The 18,851-nt window shown below is 34.8% G+C and carries 11 protein-coding genes and 1 tRNA gene; 5 read left to right on the forward strand and 7 right to left on the reverse strand.

Annotated elements, in window-relative coordinates:
• Nucleotides 1–114: 114 nt before the first annotated feature.
• Nucleotides 115–3,993 (reverse strand): hypothetical protein, encoded by a 3,879-nt coding sequence (locus J2X17_RS11150; RefSeq protein ID WP_310297761.1) that lies wholly within the window; start codon nt 3,991–3,993, stop codon nt 115–117.
• 926 nt (nt 3,994–4,919) lie between these two features.
• On the opposite strand from J2X17_RS11150, the gene J2X17_RS11155 reads away from it, so the two are divergent.
• From J2X17_RS11155 to J2X17_RS11170, 4 genes are all read left to right on the forward strand, one after another.
• Nucleotides 4,920–6,086: a ComEC/Rec2 family competence protein gene (locus J2X17_RS11155; protein ID WP_310297764.1), complete on the forward strand. Its 1,167-nt coding sequence runs from the start codon at nt 4,920–4,922 to the stop codon at nt 6,084–6,086.
• Nucleotides 6,086–8,344 (forward strand): ThiF family adenylyltransferase, encoded by a 2,259-nt coding sequence (locus tag J2X17_RS11160; RefSeq protein ID WP_310297767.1) that lies wholly within the window; start codon nt 6,086–6,088, stop codon nt 8,342–8,344. The genes J2X17_RS11155 and J2X17_RS11160 overlap by 1 nt, the downstream gene beginning before the upstream one ends.
• On the forward strand, nt 8,337–9,656 hold the full coding sequence (locus J2X17_RS11165; protein WP_310297770.1) for a patatin-like phospholipase family protein: 1,320 nt from the start codon (nt 8,337–8,339) through the stop codon (nt 9,654–9,656). Before J2X17_RS11160 ends, J2X17_RS11165 begins: the two co-directional genes overlap by 8 nt.
• A gap of 220 nt (nt 9,657–9,876) precedes the next feature.
• Nucleotides 9,877–10,731, forward strand: a complete 855-nt coding sequence (locus tag J2X17_RS11170) for a ComEC/Rec2 family competence protein (RefSeq protein ID WP_310297772.1) — start codon at nt 9,877–9,879, stop codon at nt 10,729–10,731.
• 173 nt (nt 10,732–10,904) lie between these two features.
• Here J2X17_RS11170 and J2X17_RS11175 read toward each other — a convergent pair whose 3' ends face one another.
• Together J2X17_RS11175 and J2X17_RS11180 are read right to left on the reverse strand one after the other, a co-directional pair.
• Complete coding sequence (locus tag J2X17_RS11175; RefSeq protein ID WP_310297773.1) at nt 10,905–11,090, reverse strand: hypothetical protein; 186 nt, start codon at nt 11,088–11,090, stop codon at nt 10,905–10,907.
• A 213-nt stretch (nt 11,091–11,303) separates the two neighbouring features.
• Nucleotides 11,304–11,377 (reverse strand) — tRNA-Arg (locus J2X17_RS11180).
• A gap of 114 nt (nt 11,378–11,491) precedes the next feature.
• On the opposite strand from J2X17_RS11180, the gene J2X17_RS11185 reads away from it, so the two are divergent.
• Nucleotides 11,492–12,004, forward strand: a complete 513-nt coding sequence (locus J2X17_RS11185; protein ID WP_310297776.1) for an adenine phosphoribosyltransferase — start codon at nt 11,492–11,494, stop codon at nt 12,002–12,004.
• 111 nt (nt 12,005–12,115) lie between these two features.
• On the opposite strand, the gene pheT is transcribed toward J2X17_RS11185, so the two are convergent.
• From pheT to J2X17_RS11205, 4 genes are all read right to left on the reverse strand, one after another.
• Nucleotides 12,116–14,572: a phenylalanine--tRNA ligase subunit beta gene (pheT, locus tag J2X17_RS11190; RefSeq protein ID WP_409025259.1), complete on the reverse strand. Its 2,457-nt coding sequence runs from the start codon at nt 14,570–14,572 to the stop codon at nt 12,116–12,118.
• A 231-nt stretch (nt 14,573–14,803) separates the two neighbouring features.
• Nucleotides 14,804–15,733 carry a PorP/SprF family type IX secretion system membrane protein gene (locus J2X17_RS11195; protein WP_310297782.1) on the reverse strand — a complete coding sequence of 310 codons (930 nt, stop codon included), beginning with the start codon at nt 15,731–15,733 and terminating at the stop codon, nt 14,804–14,806.
• On the reverse strand, nt 15,726–17,912 hold the full coding sequence (locus J2X17_RS11200; protein ID WP_310297786.1) for a T9SS type B sorting domain-containing protein: 2,187 nt from the start codon (nt 17,910–17,912) through the stop codon (nt 15,726–15,728). The genes J2X17_RS11195 and J2X17_RS11200 overlap by 8 nt, the downstream gene beginning before the upstream one ends.
• Before the next feature lie 75 nt (nt 17,913–17,987).
• Nucleotides 17,988–18,851: a bestrophin family protein gene (locus J2X17_RS11205; RefSeq protein ID WP_310297789.1), complete on the reverse strand. Its 864-nt coding sequence runs from the start codon at nt 18,849–18,851 to the stop codon at nt 17,988–17,990.

The following is an 18,851-nucleotide window of genomic DNA, read 5'->3' on the forward strand; positions in this document are numbered from 1 at the left end:
TTAAGATTAAAGTTAATAATGCATTTTTGCACCCTTTTTTACATCTCATATTTAAAGTGAATAGAAATTATTAAAATTTGCCCTAACTTTTGATGCAAAAAAGTATTAAGTCCACTATTGTAAAAGTGTTGAAAGTTGCTCAACATAGGTGGAATCATTGTTTTCTATTTTTTCGGATTGACTGTTTTTTACCCATATGAAAAAATCATTTGTGGGAGTAAGGTTTAGTCTTTTAAGCTCATCTTCTACGAATCCTATTGTATCAGCAGTTAACTTTTCAAACCATGCTTTTTCGATCGCGTTTTCCAGATTTATTTTTGCTTTATACTTAGAAAACTCCCACAATTTGTTGATAATCTCTGCCTTTACTGCTATTTCGATATTAAGTGAGGCAGTATTTAAAGCTTCTATCTCCGGTAGGATATCTTTAATGTTATCGGCAGGAACTATAGGCAGTGGCAGATAATTATCGAGTTCTTCCATTTCTGATCCATTATAACCATCCCTAATAATCTCGAAAAATCTTTTTGAAAAGCGAAGACCGCCAATAGCCTTTTTACCTTGCACATTTAAAAGCGTAAAAAATGCCGACGGAAAATCAGCCAGAGGATATAGCGCTCTGCATATAAGCTCCATAGCATCCATTCTTTTAAAGTCAAAGTTGACTATTGCTAAAGTTGTGTGTACATGGTATTCGGTTTCTTCAAGTCGTTGAGGAGGTAATATTTGATGGCCAAGAATAAATTGGCCGGCAAGGAGAATATTTTCCAATGTCTTTAATTTAGACTTCTGCTCCTGGCAATACCATTGGTCAACACAATCTTTTCCTTTTTTATGAAACCTATTAATAGGATCATGTGAGTAAAAGTAATTTACGGTTTTAAGTAAGTGGGTATATACTTTATCCTCATTGGCAATTAAGCTGGTTGTATTGAAGTATGCAACAGATAAAGCTTCAATTTTTGCATATGCCCGCTGCATTTCCTGCAGCTTGTAAATTATGGACTTAAGCTGGATGAATGCTAAATTGCGAGCAGCCGGTTCTTTGGGAATAAAGAAGCTCATTAATTGATTGTTTGCATTATTAAGTGATGTGATCCAATCATTCACTGCTTTTTCATCAATAGGCTTATTTTCTCTTCGCAACATATTTCTGCCGAATTTTGGGTAGGACTTCTTGAAATGAATCCGTTCGGAAACATTCTCGCTTATTATCTGGAGAGCTCCAGGTATCACCTGCTGTTGAATAAGATCGCCTTCAATTAGAGCTTCGATGTAACTGTTTATTTTTCGAGCCCATTCAAGGGCAAGACTGCGCAAAGCGAATATTTGGTCCTGCCACTCGTATGCGGAAGTTGAATGGTAATTGGCAATTATTGTTTGTGACCAGATTTGATTATAGCGCACCGCTTCCTGATCGATTAGGACTTTTGGTTTTAGACGCTTGGAAGCATCAGTTTGCACCACCATCACAGCTTGCTGAGATGGGAATGGAAGAATGAGGCCGTCGGTATCATATCTACTGTAATAGGGTAGTAATGAATAGGCTGATTCTATTCTGGTAACGCTCTGCTGGTGTGGTTTAAGTGTATTTTCAGGTTTTACTATAAAGCTTATTATAAGGTTGTCTTCATCTCCCTCTTCGACAGAAACGGAGCCCGTTTTTACTTTAATATAACTGAGAATATTTTCTCTATTTTTTTCTATGTAATTCTTAAACTCAACTGGATTAGTCATTTGAAAATATTGATAGATTTCGAGCACATCGCTAAAGGCTGTGTTATCATTCAATCTTAAGAGTTCCTCGTCGAAGGTGAAAAGGAAGTCCAGTTTGAATCCCAAACGATTATACCATTTTGTAAGACTGGAGAGCCCATCGAAGGACGTTATTTTTTTTCTCGAATCCTTCATTCCATTGAAAAGTTCAAGCGCAAAAAAACTTATATCGCTCTCCTTTAGGGAATATCGCGGCAAGTCTTGCAATTTTTCCAAAAGAAAATCAATTTTTGAAGACTGCACACCCAATATTACTTTTAACTCCTGTAATGTAGTTAAATTAATCTTAGGAATAGTTTGCATAACAAAAAGGTCCAACCCGCCATTTTTAAAAACCTGATCAAATATGTCACGATTATCAAACCAGTACCTTAAGGGCTCAGCATGTGATATCCCGTCTAAGGCCTGGACCATTTCAATTGCTGTGCTGTTTTTTAATTCACCAGCGATACATTTATAAAAATCGTATTTTTCTTCCAGTTTTATAATAAGTACTGCATTTGCAAAAAAATCAGGTTTTTGATCAGGTTGTAAAATTTTATATAAATTCAGCAGTGTTTCGCTTTCTGGTATAGTTCGGTGGAGTAGTTCGGTAAGATGGGAGGATCTAACTGGATGAAGTCCTTCAATATAGGTTCTGTTGAAACTTAGGAAATATTCATTTTCTAATTCAGCAAGTGTTTCTCCGCGATCAGAGCTAAAACCTACAGTATCGGCAATGTGCTTAAGAAGTGCCTTGCTGGACACCTGAAGATTGATGCAGTTTGCCATTGAAACAAGCCTTAGAATTTCAAATTTTGAAATGCCTGAAGCGGTCTGATTGATTGTTTTGAGCTGGTTTTCCAATCTCTCTCTAATCATTTCGCCTCTTGTAAGCAGAAAGGTGTATTCTATGAGTAATCCATTTTCACGAACCAGTTCGTAGGCAGGCTGCCAGGCAGTGATATCCTGATGAAGCTTCTTTGTTTTTTCAAACTGCTCAAAAATGCTTTTGGCTTCGTCCAATGATAAACTAATATCTACAAGGTTTACTTTAATTCTTGATATATCGCCTCCGTAACGGAACCAGTCCTCCTGTCTGGCAGTGACAAGAAATTTTATTCCCTTTTGGCCCACTTTTTCAACTACCAAGCCCCATTTTTCTGTTGTTGAATTCAGACCATCAATAATAACAATTGGATCCTGTCCTATATAAAGTCGAGTCTCTAAAAAATCTGCTATTGCATTTGCTTCCTCCCAATTTCGACAGACGTTTACCTGATAGATTGCATTGTTCTTAGATAGTTCCAGCCCAATCTGCCAAGCCAATGTTGATTTGCCCTGTCCGCTGGAAGAACGGATAATGGTTACATTAGAATTTGACATAGATTCAGAGATGGTTTCTTCCCATTTTTTGCGTCTGGCGGGAAGACAGGCTGCAACATGATATGGCTGCGCGGCTTTACCTTCGAAATAGTCAAAAGTGTTTTCTGCTGTGCTGTAAAAATCTACTTCATGGATGTAATTGTTTGCAACTGCAGGATTAACTGCTGCCTTGGAATGCTGGTCTTTGATTTCTGCAAACAGTTTAATTACGTCTATATGAGTAATGGTGTTTCTGTTTTTGGACCAATCAAGAACATGATAGAATAAGCTTTTAAAATACTGCATTTCTGTTCCCTTTGTAATATCCCATTTTTCAAAAAGGAGTTTTGTGCATAAAATGGATAGTTCTTGCTCGCTTTGATGCTCATAAGAAATACTGTTAAAAAAAGAAAGTATATCAAACTCGGAGCTGGTATGTCTGGATAATTTCTGTTTCCAAAAATATAGATTCCTATTATCAAGGTTATGCTGTATTAGATTTTTTAGCTGCCCGTCAGAAATTTTCATATTGTAGACCAGTCTGAATTTGCTTGAAGGATCAAGAAGATATACATTTAAAAAATTCTGCAGGATTCCTAAATTCCAGAAATTACCAGCATCCATTTTATTTACTGATGTTTTTAATTGTATGTATAAGTTGTCGGAACAGACAATTTTATTGGAGATTAGATCTAGGTCTTCAATGCCTTCCAGTCTAACATGGTTACTGCTTTCTCCGGATGACAGTTTATCAAGAATGACAGAACATGCATACAAAGTTTGATACTGTATTCCCCTAATGTTAATTGCTCCGCCATTTCTTCTTTTTAGAAGATCATTTAAAAGTTCAGGAATTTCTTTGGTTACTGACATATTGAATTTAAAAATGTTATACTTTGGTTACTAATATAGATAGAAAATTTCATTCAATAGTGCACAAGGCGATCTAGTTGTGTAAGCTGACGCAGAAGGAGAAAGAGAGGTACGTTTTTAATTGTATGAAGTGCTGCTGAGTTTGTATAAGTATTTCAGTTGCCATTTTGTCCATTTCGAAATTGAATGTTATTATTCCAATCAATTTATAAATATGATAGATTGGAATGTTTATGTATCTGGGCGTAATTTTCGACAGTTATTTTGCTGCTTCACTTTAAACCTTAAAAAAGCGGTAAAAAGGAATAAGAAGGTACCGGTTTTTAGACAATGTCTAGAAATAAAAGGATAGAAAAAAGTACTATTTAGATTTTAAATTTAAATAATCTACACGTTATATCATGATAATTGACATTGTGGCGTATATTTTTATGGAAATCCGTAAAATTAATGACATTATGTCATGGTTTTTGTAAAATGTGTGTCATGGATATTTAGAAATAATTTATACATTTCATCGATAAAGATTAGCACTTTGTCGAATTCTGTTGTTAAAAACGATAAATATTAAGACAATTTAACAGATATTAACGAATCTGGCACCCTTTTGGAGTAAGTGAAAGAGTCCTGTGAACGCCAATCCTAAGGACTCTTATTCTTGCTAAAGTAATTCTTGTAGAAGTAAAGCTTTACTTTTAATTTAAAGGTGCAAAACTATTTTATTTTTTTTCTCCTGCAAATTTTTTTTATGTACTTCTCGGTCTAAATCCCAATACCGACTAATAAACTTGGGCAATTTCTAAAAAAAAAGTATATGACGAAGAAGAAAAATGTTGTTTTACCGAACTTAACCTATTTAAAATTACTAAGATTAACTGAAAATCCTATTTTTCAGATTGTTTTAATCATGAAAGGAGGATTACAATATGAGTAGTGCTCTTAAAAATTCAATTACATATTTTCCTGTTTGCAATGGAGACCAGTCCCTTATTACGCTGGAAGATGGAACAAGAATACTTATCGACTGTAATATTAGAGAGTCCGCAAAGGAAGATGATCAATTATGTGATGTTCATACGGAACTATTGGAATCTATAAAGAAAGATTCTGATGGCATTCCGTATTTGGACGTTTTTATTCTTACCCATGGCGATCATGACCATTGCCGTGGATTTAAAAAGAATTTCTACACGGGAGCTCCGGGAGATTATTCGAAGGCAGATAAAGACAAAAATCTTATCAGAGTTGATGCTATGTGGTTCTCGCCAATGATTGCTGAGCAGTACAGTAATGAGGATGAAGATGCTTACCAGCAAGAGGCGGAACGGAGATTAGAACTGCATAGAAAAGGAGATCTAAAAAAGGACCTTCCTGGAAACAGGATTCGAATAATCGGTTATGACGGAAGTAAAAAATATGATGATTTGGATGATCTGCGTTCAAAACCTGGTGAGGTAGTCGTTAGCTTTAATGACAAGGTGCAGGATAAGTTTTCAATTTTTATTCATGCTCCATTCAAAATTCATTTAGATTCTCCTGAAAAAGATAAAAATTCGGCAAGTATTGTTTTTCAGGCAAGATTCAAAGAAAATTCTTGGGATACGGAATTTTCGTGTCAGGCCATTTTTGGAGGTGATTCCGATCATAGTACCTGGAAACAGATAATTGATAGAACCACTAGATATGGAAATGATAAAACGGAAAAAGCATTGGATTGGGATTTGTTTATGGCTCCTCATCACTGCTCTTGGACATTTTTCAATGATACTGACAAAGACGAGGTAATTGAGACCTCTCTGGAGGCACTTGATTATGCAAAACCAGGAGCGTTTGTTATTGCTTCCAGTAAAAAAATCGTAAACAATGATGATAATCCGCCGTATTATGATGCAAAGGTTGAGTATATTAAAAAAATTGAATCAAAGGAAAAATTTCTAAATACGGCTGTTGAGCCTAAAGAATCAAAACCGGAACCAATTGTTTTCGAAATCACTAAAAATGGTCCTGCAAGGGCTTTTAAGCAAAAAATTTCTGGAGCAGCTACTTCTGCCGGAGGAAGCGGTGCCGCGTCATCGATAATTTCTCAGGGCTGATGCAGTATAGTATCCATTTAGAAGCATACAGCGGGCAGCTGAGTGCTAAAACTGCTGAAGCAGTAGAACAGGTCAAAGCGTATTTTAACGATCCCTCTCTACAGGTATTTGTCTGGGATGAGCATCACATAGTAATTGCGGCAAGTTATAATGTTTCCCTTCCTGCACGCGGTTCTATAGATAATAATATATTAGCTGTCGAACCAATACTGGTAAAGATAGCTTTGCATAGATATCCAGAGGCTGCACCGTTGATTATGTCTGACAGAAAGACATTTCCTAAAAGCAGGCTGCCTCATCTGTATTATTCAGATGAAGGGAAACCGGCTGTATTGTGTTTGGTTCGCGGAAGTTTGAACGAGTGGTTTGCAACTAAGACCATTGGAGATTTGCTAATAATTGCGGCTCAATGGTTTTTCAAGGCAGCGACTGGAACCCTTGTAACAGACAATAACGAGTTTGATCCCGTTCGTCTGAATACATCACTGGGAAAACATGTTTTCAAATATGAGACTTTCAGAGATATCGTGAGTGAGAATCGAAGATTTGTAGACAGTTACCCACTGGCGCTTATTTTAAGTTCCGCTTATACTGGAGAAGCAGAAAATGAGAGGGCTTTCAAATCAATTTCGGACATCCCCTTTATCAGTCTTGACAAATTTAGGGAGGCAATATCAAAAGTCGAGAATAAAAGCAGGGATCATAACAGTAAAGTACTTCCATTTTATTCTCTTTTGATATGGGATCCTGATCAGAATGAAGAACCGGCATATTTTACAAATCTGCCGGCTAATTATGGGGAACTGAAAGGGTTTTTAAAGATTAGAGGAATTGATATTGCTGAAATGTTATCAGCTTTAAAAGCGGGTAATGTGCCTTTGAGATCACTTCTAGTGATGACTCATGCAATTAAGAGACCTTATAAAGTGATTGGGTATGAGGGAATTTATGAATTCTTTACCTACACTCTCATCTTAAACGATGATTTTAGCGGATTGGTTAATGATGAGGAAGAGGTTTGTATTTCCTCCCATTCCCAGCCTTTTACGGCAGAGCTGGCATCATCATTAAGTAATGAAACAAGATTGGCAGAAACTTTATATGTTGGAGCAGGTTCACTGGGATCGAAAATAATTATGCACGATGCCCGCTCCGGTAAAAATGTACTTGGTGTTGTTGATCATGATAGTTTCCAGCAGCATAATATTGGAAGACATGTCTTATTTTCAAATCATGTGGGCCGAAAAAAATCGCAAGCTGTTGTTGAGGAAATAAAAGCATTTTATGAACTTGATGCAACAAATAATTTTGTTTTTTTTGATAGGCCGATATCTTTTGTTAAAAACGAAGAGGTTGCAAAGTATAAACTGATAGTAGATTCAACGGCCAGCCCTGGTGTGATGCATAATCTCATTGAGAGGCAGGATGTAATAAATGCTCGTTACGCTAAATGTGAAATTGTTGATGGCGGTGAGATTGGATTATTATACTTACAAGGTTCAGCCAATAACCCGAGAATGGATGATCTTATCTATTTGGCCTGTTATTTAGCAGTTGAGAATTCAGAGTTGGCAAATTGGCGGATAGGAGATGCAGATAGAGAGCAGGATGTTTTAGATATCGGGCTGGGATGCAGTTCGGTTACCAATGTAATGGCTGATGATTTAATAAGCTTCCATGGCGCGGCATTCTCGCAAGTTCTTGCAGCTTACCCTTTTGAGGATTTTTTGAAAAGTGGATTTATTTATCTAAATGTTTTCAGGAAATCTGCGGATAATTTTCCAAAGATTTCGAATAAGAGGTATTGTGTGGAACCGTTTGAAGTTTACGAAAGTAAAAATGATAGCTTTTGGACGTTAAGATTTTTGTCGGGTCTCAGCAGGAAACTGCTGGATCTCTGCAATTCACATGTGCCCAATGAAACTGGCGGCATACTGATTGGTATTGCGAGTTACAAAACAAAAACGCTGCATATCTATGATGTAATTGAGCAGCCGGCTGACAGCACGAGTTCTCCTGTGGCTTTTAACCGCGGTATTGAAGGTCTTGCAAATCTGGTTGATGATATAAAGTACCAGACAGGGCAGGTTATCGGCTACGTAGGGGAGTGGCATACACATCCAATGAATTTGGAAACATTAAGCGGTCAGGATATGGTTTCCATTGAGAAACTGCAGGCGATAAACAAGCAGATTCCAATTCCTACCTGTGCTGTAATTGTAACAAAAAATAAAATAATACCTTTTGTATATGATTAAAATAAAAGATAGAAAATTTAAGATTGGATTATCATTGTCGGGAGGCGGATACAGGGCTGCTATTTATCATCTTGGAACATTACGAAAGTTACGTGAAATGGGAATTCTTGAAAAAGTGGATGTAATTTCTACTATTTCTGGGGGATCAATTACTGGGGCCTGTTACGGATTGAAAGGTGAAAATTTTGAAGATTTTGAAAAGTGTTTAAAAGCCATCGTACAAAAAAGCATAATTAAAGGAATCTTGCTTTCCTTTAGGTTTATCTGCATAGCTTTCTTTTTGATTTCCATAGTTTTGTTATCGCTATATTTATTATTTACACGTTTCGCGTGGGTGTCGACTCTTCTTCTGATTGCTATGATATGCTGCGTGCTTATTTTTCAGTTTAAAATATTTCCGGTCAGTACTATTATTAACAGACTTTATTCTAAATGGTTTTTTGAAGGAAAGGCTTTGAAAGATTTTAATCCAACGCCGCTAATAGCGATAAATGCAACCAATCTTGAAACAGGGAGACCCTTTACTTTTTCTAAAAACAAAATGAGTGATTCATTGTATGAGCATCCGGGAAAAGGGCATAAATCGATAAAATTTAAACCTGAACAATTTCCCATTTCTCTTGCAGTGGCTGCTTCTACCTGTGTTCCGTTTGCATTTACACCGATATTTATTGATAAAAAATATTTTCAAGATGAAAGTGATTTTGAAAGCATTAGACCCTGTTTAGTAGATGGAGGAGTCTATGATAATCAGGGTGTGCATAAGCTGACACAAAAAAATAGTTCATATGAATGTGATGTAATAATTGTTAGTGATGCCGGAAACATGATGCCAAAGATAAGTTCCTTCAATAATGTGCTGCAGCTTCTTATGAGAACCAGTGAAATTTTCATGAACAGAATAAAAAACTATCAGATGATCCAGCATGTATACGACAATTATAGATTTAATCAAAAGTCAATAGCTTATCAGTCCCTTGGATGGGACTTAGAAAGCTGCCTTGATGGATTTATGGATAATTTAAAAAAGGGAGCAGTTTTAAAGGAAGTCGCAGAACTGCATGGGATATCCCAGGTTGAAATTGACAGTGAGAAATGGGATGTAATCCAGGAACGTTTGATGCGTAGCATCAAATATGCTGAAATTATTGCACAAAAACCCACGGATGCTGAATTGACAACCGCACGAGGTGTAAAGACAAACCTGACAAAGCTTGAGATCAAGCAGATAGACGCTTTGGTTAAACATGCCGAATGTATTACTGAGCTTCAGGTAAAATTGTATGCCCCAATTTTAATAGCTTCAGAATAAAAAACAAGTAATCGGTTCAGTATTTTCAATGAATTTGCATATGTAATGTTCAATAAAGTAAGAGGGTATTGTTTTTTACAGATATAAATTGATGGTATGGATTTGAAAACAAATGAAACAGCGATGTGTAAACCCGTATAGCAAAGGGAAATTCAACAGGTTTATACAATAGCAAAACGTAAACTTAATATTAATCTTTTACTTTTTAAATCTTAAAGATATGGGAAACTTAAAAGTACGTGTATGGGACGTGAAGCATGGAAATGCAATTTTTGTAAGAACACCAAATAATAAAAATCTGGTTTATGATCTGGGTAGAGGAGATTACTCTGAGAACAGTGAGGACCGCAGTCCATTAGAAACCTTGTATGACCATTACAAAATTAGAGATATTCATTATCTAGTTATTACCCATCCGCATCGTGATCATATTGATGACATTCTCAACTTAGATAAATTTAACCTTGTCTCTCTGCACAGGCCGGTTTCCTTAGATAAGAAAGCGATATTGCAGGGCATTAGCGAAAGAGATAGACCAAAATTCAACAAGTTTTTTGAGCTTGATGAATCTTTTACGGAGGATGCAACCGATTCAACAACGATTTCGAATCCGGATAATTACGGCGGGGTTAAAATAAATGTTTTTCAGACCGAGGAGCTGAATGATAACCTTAATAATATAAGTATATTTTCAGTGCTTCAATATGAGGGACTGAAAATTATTATTCCGGGGGATAACGAGTATGAGTCTTTAGAACTTCTGATGGAGCGAAGTGATTTTAGGGATGCTGTTAAAAATGCGGATATATTGATAGCGCCTCATCATGGAAGAGAATCTGCATACCATACTGAATTTTTAAAGCTTGTAAATCCTCGTGTTACCATAATTTCAGACGGTTCTTTGTGTGACACGAGTGCTAATGTCAAATATTCCTCAATGTCAAGAGGGTGGAGGGTGCATCAAAAGGGACAGAAGGTTAAAAGAAATTTATTGACAACTAATTCCGATGGTGAAATCTATATTGATTTTGGCAGGAATCAAGAAGGAAAATATTTGCAGATTGAAATAAAATAATATTGTTTCTAAAATTCGATAAAATCTAATCTAACTTTATTTATCACAATAAAAATTGAAGATGGTTGTATATAATTAAAAAGAAGGCTAAAAGCCTTCTTTTTAATTATATACCAGATTAAGAAATACTTATTGATTTAAAATATAGCAATCAAGTGCTTGTGATGAGACATCTAGTTTTTTTTAGTCGTTTTGTTCTTCTCGATAAATTTTACAATATGAATATTTGCTATCAGTCGGAGAAAGTATAATATTTCTTCTGCCTGCTCAACTGTTACATTCATTCCTTCCTTTTTAAGCATTTTCTGTGCCTTTTCTGGAGATATTTTTCCCTTGTTTTGCTCATCTCTATAATTCATAATTTAGTTTTTCAGTGTTAAATTATTCTTAATATAAAGATAAGTTAAATGTTTTTATGCTGTAAATCAGTATGTTAAGTTTGGTTTAAATCCTGACTAGTCACCTCAACAGGATGTCTAAACCGTGTGTTTAAGTAGGATAAAGTGTATAAAAACTACATGAAAAGGATAAAAAAAAACGCTAAAACCTAAGTTTTAACGTTTTTTTAAGAGTGACCTCGACTGGATTCAAACCAGTAACCTTCTGAGCCGTAATCAGATGCGCTATTCAGTTGCGCCACGAGGCCTTTTTGTTATCAATTGGCTAATTTTTCGTAGCTTTGTTGATTGCTTATTGCGGGTGCAAAGATAGGTATAAATGCGAGATATGCAAGCATAAAATAACATAAAAGTAAAAAAAAATGAAGATTGAAAATTATATACGTGATATTCAGGACTTTCCTAAAAAAGGAATTTTGTTTAAAGATATTACGCCACTGCTAAATGACCCTGTTGCGAGAAAAGAATGCCTGTCAATTTTGACTGATTCATTAAAAGGGCAAAGAATCGACAAGGTAGTAGGAGCAGAAAGTCGTGGATTTTTCTTCGGGATGCTGTTGGCGCAAGAATTGGATGCGGGTTTTATTCCAGTGAGAAAACCGAAGAAATTACCTTTTCAGACGATTTCAGCTTCGTATGAGCTTGAATATGGTTTTGATAGCCTTGAGATGCATACTGACGCAATTAAGCACGGAGATCGCGTTTTAATCCATGATGATGTTTTGGCAACTGGCGGAACTGCAAAAGCGGTTTGCGAATTAGTTGAGAAATTAGGAGGCGAAATTATACAGTGCAACTTTTTAATGGAATTGTCTTTCCTGAATGGCAGAGAAAAAATTAAGGATTATCCTGTTTTTGCTGCTATTACGTATTAAATTTGAAGTGTATATTTTCGATATTAAGTTTTATAATCGTAGAAACTGATTTTATACAAATAAAAAAACCGACTTAAATAAGGTCGGTTTTTTTTAGGAATTAAAATATTTTTATCTCAAACTTGCTCCAAGTTCAGTTTCAAAAGTCTGTTGTAATTTCGACATGATTTTATCAATCTGACTATCTGTAAGCGTTTTTGTATTGTCCTGAATGGTAAAACTCAATGCATACGATTTTTTACCTTCCGGAAGATTCTTTCCTTCATATACGTCAAATAAATTAACGTCTTTTAAAAGTGCTTTTTCTGTTTGTTTCGCAAGATTAAAAATACTTTCATATGTTGTATTTTGATCAATTAAAAGCGCTAAATCTCTTCGAACTTCTGGATATTTAGGTATTTCTGTATATTTAATTTTTCCTGTTATTATTTTTAAAACCAAATCCCAGTTAAAATCAGCAAAATAAACATCTTGTTTTATTCCGAAGTTTTTCAGGATTGATTTTTTAACAACACCCATTTCAACTAAAACATCATTGTTATAAGTAATCGCCGTTCCTTCTGAAAAAATATCAGATTGAACAGGGGCATTCAAAATTTTATCAATTCCTAAACGTGCTAAAATTCCCTTTACATACCCTTTCAACAAAAAGAAATCGGTTGTTTTTTGAGGATTTGTCCAGCTTTCTTTATTTCTGTTTCCTGAAACTAATAAAGACAAATGTTTGTGCTCTTCATATCCGTTAAGATATTTGTGATATGTTTTTCCAAATTCAAATAATTTCAAATCTGAATTTTTTCTGTTAATGTTATACGAAATAGCTTCTAAACCAGAAAACAATAATGATTGACGCATTGCAGCCAAATCACTACTCAACGGATTTAGCATCATGACATTATGTTCTTCTTTTAAAACAGTAGATAACTTTGTGTAACTCGCTGTTGTTAATGAATTAGCCATCATTTCATGAAATCCCTGAGAATTCAATTGTGTAGCAATTACATTTTGAACTTTATAATCTTCAGTTCTAGGCGAATTGGCAACGGTTGCGTTAAATTTTTTAGAGAAATTAATATTGTTGTAACCATAAACTCGTAAGATTTCTTCTATTACGTCAATTTCACGCTGAACATCTACACGATAAGCTGGAATCGTTAGACCTAAACCAGAATCAGAAACGCTATTTACTTTAATATCTAAAGAAACTAATATTTTCTTGATAGTGTCTTTTGGAATTTCCTGACCAATAATTTTAGAAACATGGCTAAAATTCAATAAAACTGGAAAATCTTCTACTTTTTTAGGATAAACTTCCACAACATCAGAAGTTAATTTTCCGCCGGCAACTTCCAAAATTAAAATCGCTGCACGTTTTAAAGCATATTCGGTAATGGTTGGGTCAATACCTCTTTCAAATCTAAAAGAAGCATCAGTGTTTAGTCCGTGCCTTTTTGCTGTTTTACGAATACTTACCGCATCAAAATAAGCACTTTCTAGGAATATAGAAGTAGTCCCGTCAGTAACACCTGATTTTTTTCCACCGAAAACACCCGCAATACATAACGGTCCTTTTTCGTCACAAATCATTAAATCTTCTTTGTGCAATGTTCTTTCAACATCATCCAAAGTAATGAATTTTGTACCTTCAGGAAGTGTTTTTACAATCACTTTTCCGTTAATCTTTGTCGCATCAAAAGCGTGCAAAGGCTGACCTAATTCATGCAACACATAATTGGTAACATCTACAATATTATTTTTAGGAGTTAATCCAATAGCTTTTAAACGATCCTGCAACCAGGCTGGAGATTCTTTAACAGTAATTCCCGAAATGGTAACGCCACAATATCTTGGTGCCAAAAGAGGTTCTTCTACATTAACATCAATCTTCAAAGTACGCATATCCACTCTGAAATTGCTAACCGATGGCGTAATCAATTCTACGTTAACACCACGTTGCAGCATTCCGGCTCTTAAGTCACGTGCAGTCCCGAAATGACTCATGGCATCAGCACGGTTAGGAGTTAAACCAATTTCGAAAACTTCATCGTTTGTAATTTTAAATACTACAGATGCCGGAGTTCCAGGCTCTAAGGCATCGTCAAGAACCATAATTCCGTCGTGACCTGTACCTAAACCTAATTCATCTTCGGCACAAATCATTCCGTGACTTTCCTGTCCGCGAATTTTTCCTTTTTTAATTGTAAACTCAACACCATCCTTATCATATAAAATAGTTCCGATAGTGGCTACAGGTACTTTTTGTCCTGCAGCAACATTTGAAGCACCACAAACTATTTGCACTGGAGCCTCTAAACCAATATTTACGGTTGTAACTTTTAATCTGTCAGCGTCAGGGTGTTTTTCGCAAGTAAGTACGTGTCCTACAACAACTCCTTCTAAACCGCCTTTTATAGACTGGTATTTTTCTACAACTTCAACCTCAAGACCTAGATCTGTCAGTAATTCTGAAGTTTGTTCAGATGTCCAATCTGTTTTAATAAATTGTTTTAACCAGTTGTAAGATATTTTCATGTTAACTATTTTGTTCTTGTATAAGGATACAAATATAAGGATTGCACGTTGGAGTAAGAAACAATTTATTTGGTTTTTTTGAAGGGTTTTTAATTTACTGCAAAACAGTACGTGCTGAGTATTGTTCTTTTAGGATTGAATGTTTTTTTTAACAATCAAAAAAACAGTTGCAAAAGTAAATTTACTTTTTTTACGCTTTTAAAGACTTAAAAGTAATATCTGAAAATTTTAAGGATAAAAACGTTTTACGAAACTTATCCGAAGAAATTAATAAATTTTACAACTACATTTTTCACTATTTTCATTTAATAGCGTATAGGTTAGCAAAAAGGTATGTGTGCCATTATTATAACGGCTGAATTTGGTTATAGATTGATCATAAGAATACCCAACCTTGAAATTATCAAATACACGAACGCCAAAAAGAAGCCCAACACTAGAATTATAGTCAAAATTTAAACTGGCTATATATTTTTCATACCAATTTAAGTTTAAAGAGGTAAGAACACTTATGGGAGCACCTTCTGTAACTCTGATTAAAGCCGCTGGTGTCAGGCTAACATCACGTCGCAGTTCAAATTTATAGCCAGTGTTTAAATAATAATTATTTTTTCTTTTTGACAGAACAGTTGAATAATTTGAATTGTAATACTTAGAAGCTAATACATTTGGAGTTGAAATACCAATGAAGAATTTATCAGAATATAAGTTTATTCCCAATCCCATTATTAATGATAAATGATTTTCAAAGCCTGAATTAAAGACATCTTCACCAGGTTGATATACATCTAGTTGATTGAGGTCGACTTTGTAAGAGTTCAATCCTGATTTTAACCCTAAAGCTAATTTGTATTTGTAGTTTAAATCGATATAATAGGCAAAATTCCCTTCAATATTATATTCTCTTGCCGGACCAATAACATCATGATATAGACTTAATCCAAGTCCTATTTTTTTATAAGGCAATTTGGTGTCAGCGGATAAAAATAACGTTTTTGGTGCTCCATCAAAACCATACCACTGACTGGAATAAATTCCGGCTATATTAAGTCCGTCAGCTGCGCCTGCAAAAGCCGGATTATAAATCAAAGGATTATAATTGAATATCGATAATTTAGCATCGTTTTGTGCCCTAACCATATAAGTTAGAAATAGGGCTGCAACAAAAATTAGTATTTTTTTTGGATTGCTATTCATTGTTGCTGATATAAAGAAAACCTTTTTGTAAATTATTTTCAGATGAAACAGTTTTCTTAAAATTTATGATATAAAAATAAGAACCAGTTGGAAGTTTTTTACTCTTTTGAAACACTTCTCCGGCATTTGCTTCACCATAGAAATAATTTTCATTTATGCCATACTTAGCAGTTTTATACACTAATTGGCCAAAACGATTATAAATTTCAACAGTATTTTCCGGGAAGAATTCAATGTTTTTTATAACGAAATGATCATTCAAATCATTTCCATCAATTGTAATAGAATTGTAAACTACCAATTCACATGGAATTACCGAAGCTAAAATGGCAGATCTTTTTATGCTTTCACAATTGGTTTCAGGATCAATTATGGAAGCATAGTACGTTGTGCCGCTGCTAACAGGCGAATTATCTGAAAGAGGATTAATAGCGTTTTCTGACTCGTAAATAACCATTTCTGTCTTTTCATCCTTTAAGGCACGAATGACTAATTCGTCATTTAAACATAGTTCTTTCTTAAAACTGACAGGCAAAGTATTTGGAGGGTCTTGCAAAATAACATTAACTTTCAGACGATCTTTACTCTCGCATCCTGATTGCAAATCAGTTTGTGCTCCATAATACAGGCCATTGGTTAGTACTGTTGCAGTACTTAATACATTTACGTCATTTATGGTTTTGTACCATTTTATTCCAGTGCCTTTTGCATCAATGTCCGCAATTGTTGGTTTGTCAATTGTACAGAAATATTGAGTTGCACTGCCCGTTGGAGTAGGGATATTTGTAATTGAAGCAACAAAAGCAAGTCGTTTTCCTAAGCAGCCATTTTCACTTAAAGAGGCGTAATAGGTAGTTTTGTCAACCAAAGTTGTTGTAATTGGTAATTCTACAGTTGATGTTAACGAACTGAACCATTTCAGATTTTGATTGCCAACATTGATAGCAGCAATAGTTGAATTTTGACTGCAAAATTTTTGATTTTGAAGTAAGACAGGTTCTGCAAGCGGGTTATTATTGATTGATATGGGTGTAATTAAATTAAAAGTACAGCCATTTTCTGTTGTAGCTGTTAGTTTTACATTATAATTGCCTGAATTTACAAAGATATGTGTTGGGTCCTTGTCAATTGAAGTTGTTCCATCTCCAAAATCCCAATTCCATTTTACATTAGGTTCAGTAGTACTCGTCAGGTTCTCAAAAATTACAGGATTGAATGAAGCCTGACTCGAATTGCAAGAAGTTTTTGCATTAAATACAGGAGTGACTTTCGTAGGTTTAGTTAAAGCAATTTGTATTTTCGATTCACAGAGATTAGTATTGCTAAAAGCGGTCATTGTACATTCAAAAATAGCACCTTCAGGATAATCTGCCAAAGGTAAAGATATTGTTTGTTCACCTAAGCCAACAGGCTGTCCTTCGTAAGTCCAAAGATATTTATTGAATCCATACGGAGCCGTTAAATTAAAAGCAGCTTCACTTGCACATACTTTTAAATCTGCCTTTAATTTAGCGCATTTTGCAGAAATATAAGCATATCCAAAGTGTTCCCCGGGAAGACAATCTTTTGTTGTGAACTCAATTTTTATAATTTTTCCTATGTAGGGAGATAAATTTACACCAACTGTTTTCCAGGGAGTCCAGTTTACGTTTTGTCTGGCGCCAGTCTCTGGGTCAATGTAAGTACAAAATGAAAAATTCTGATCTCGTTGACCTGCATAAACTTGATAATCACCACATAAAGGATCAATTGTTACTCCATTAATATCAGTAATTCGCACACTAAATCCCGGTTGATCACTCGGTTTATGACCCGGATCCTGGACGATGATAGCATATTTATACAAAAATATACTATTTTCTGGTGTAACATTCATCGAGTAAACCAGTGTTTCTCCTTCAGAACCATTAATTTCATTTCCTAATTTTACTGAAAAACTTTCACCTGGCGGAATAGTTGGTACCTGAAAACAGGTTCGTGGTTCTAAGGTTGATGTAGTGATGATTTTATGTTGATTATCCTTAAATTCTTTGATGGCATTAGGGTTATCAGCCGTTCCATGATAGCCTTCCCATCCAGAAAATGTTCCGGTTGAGAAATCAGAATTATAGCATTCAGATTGACTGAATCCTAAATTAAACGACAGAATTAATACTATTAGGAAGAGTTTGTTTAACATATATTTTACGAATATATTAAAAATATAAGAAAATATGTTAGAACAATAATGATTAATTAAATAAATGAAGAACTGCTAAATAAGCTCTTCAATATGTTTTTTAATGTTTTCAGAGATTTTTTTGATCGGTAAGTCATTTTCGTCATCGCCAAAAGGATCTTCAATTTCTTCAGCAATTAACTCAAGACTCGCTAATACATAAAAGATGAAAACGACAACGGGGACAACATAATAACCTAAACTTAATGAATAGCCAAAAGGCAGAGTCATCGTGTAGAAAAAAATGAATTTCTTGATAAATGCGCTGTAAGAGTAGGGAATAGGCGTGTTTTTAATACGTTCGCACGCTCCACAAATATCAGTAAAGGCAACCAGTTCATCGTTGAGAATGATAAGCTGGTCACCTGTTATTTTTTTAGATTCGTATAAGTCATTGATTTTGTGATACATCATTTGTTTTACCTGATTAGGTTTGTGTTTATGATGATCAAGCTCTAAATCGACATCTTCGAAAAGCTGTTTTGCCGTTTCAGAATTGTTTAAATGTTTGTATAAAATAGAGGCGTAACTCGGTATAAATTTTCTAAAGAATTTACGATCGTTTTCATCTTTTAAGATGGCAGAAAGTTTTATAGCAAAATTTCGGCTGTTGTTTACTAATGCGCCCCATAATTTACGTGCTTCCCACCAACGATCATAGGCGGTATTAGTTCTGAATACTAATAAAAGTGAAATTACAAAACCTAATATTCCATGCATCAAAGGAATATTTTTGATGTAATGATTTGGATCAATACCTAAATAAACGACTTCGAAATACCCTACAATTGCTGAATAGATTCCTATGATAATCATTACAGGAAATAGTTGTCGAACGGTATCCGATTTATGAAAATGAAAGATGAAAGTTACCCAATCTTTTGTATTGTACGAAATCAT

The organism is Flavobacterium aquidurense, from assembly GCF_031458035.1.
GTDB lineage: Bacteria > Bacteroidota > Bacteroidia > Flavobacteriales > Flavobacteriaceae > Flavobacterium > Flavobacterium aquidurense_C.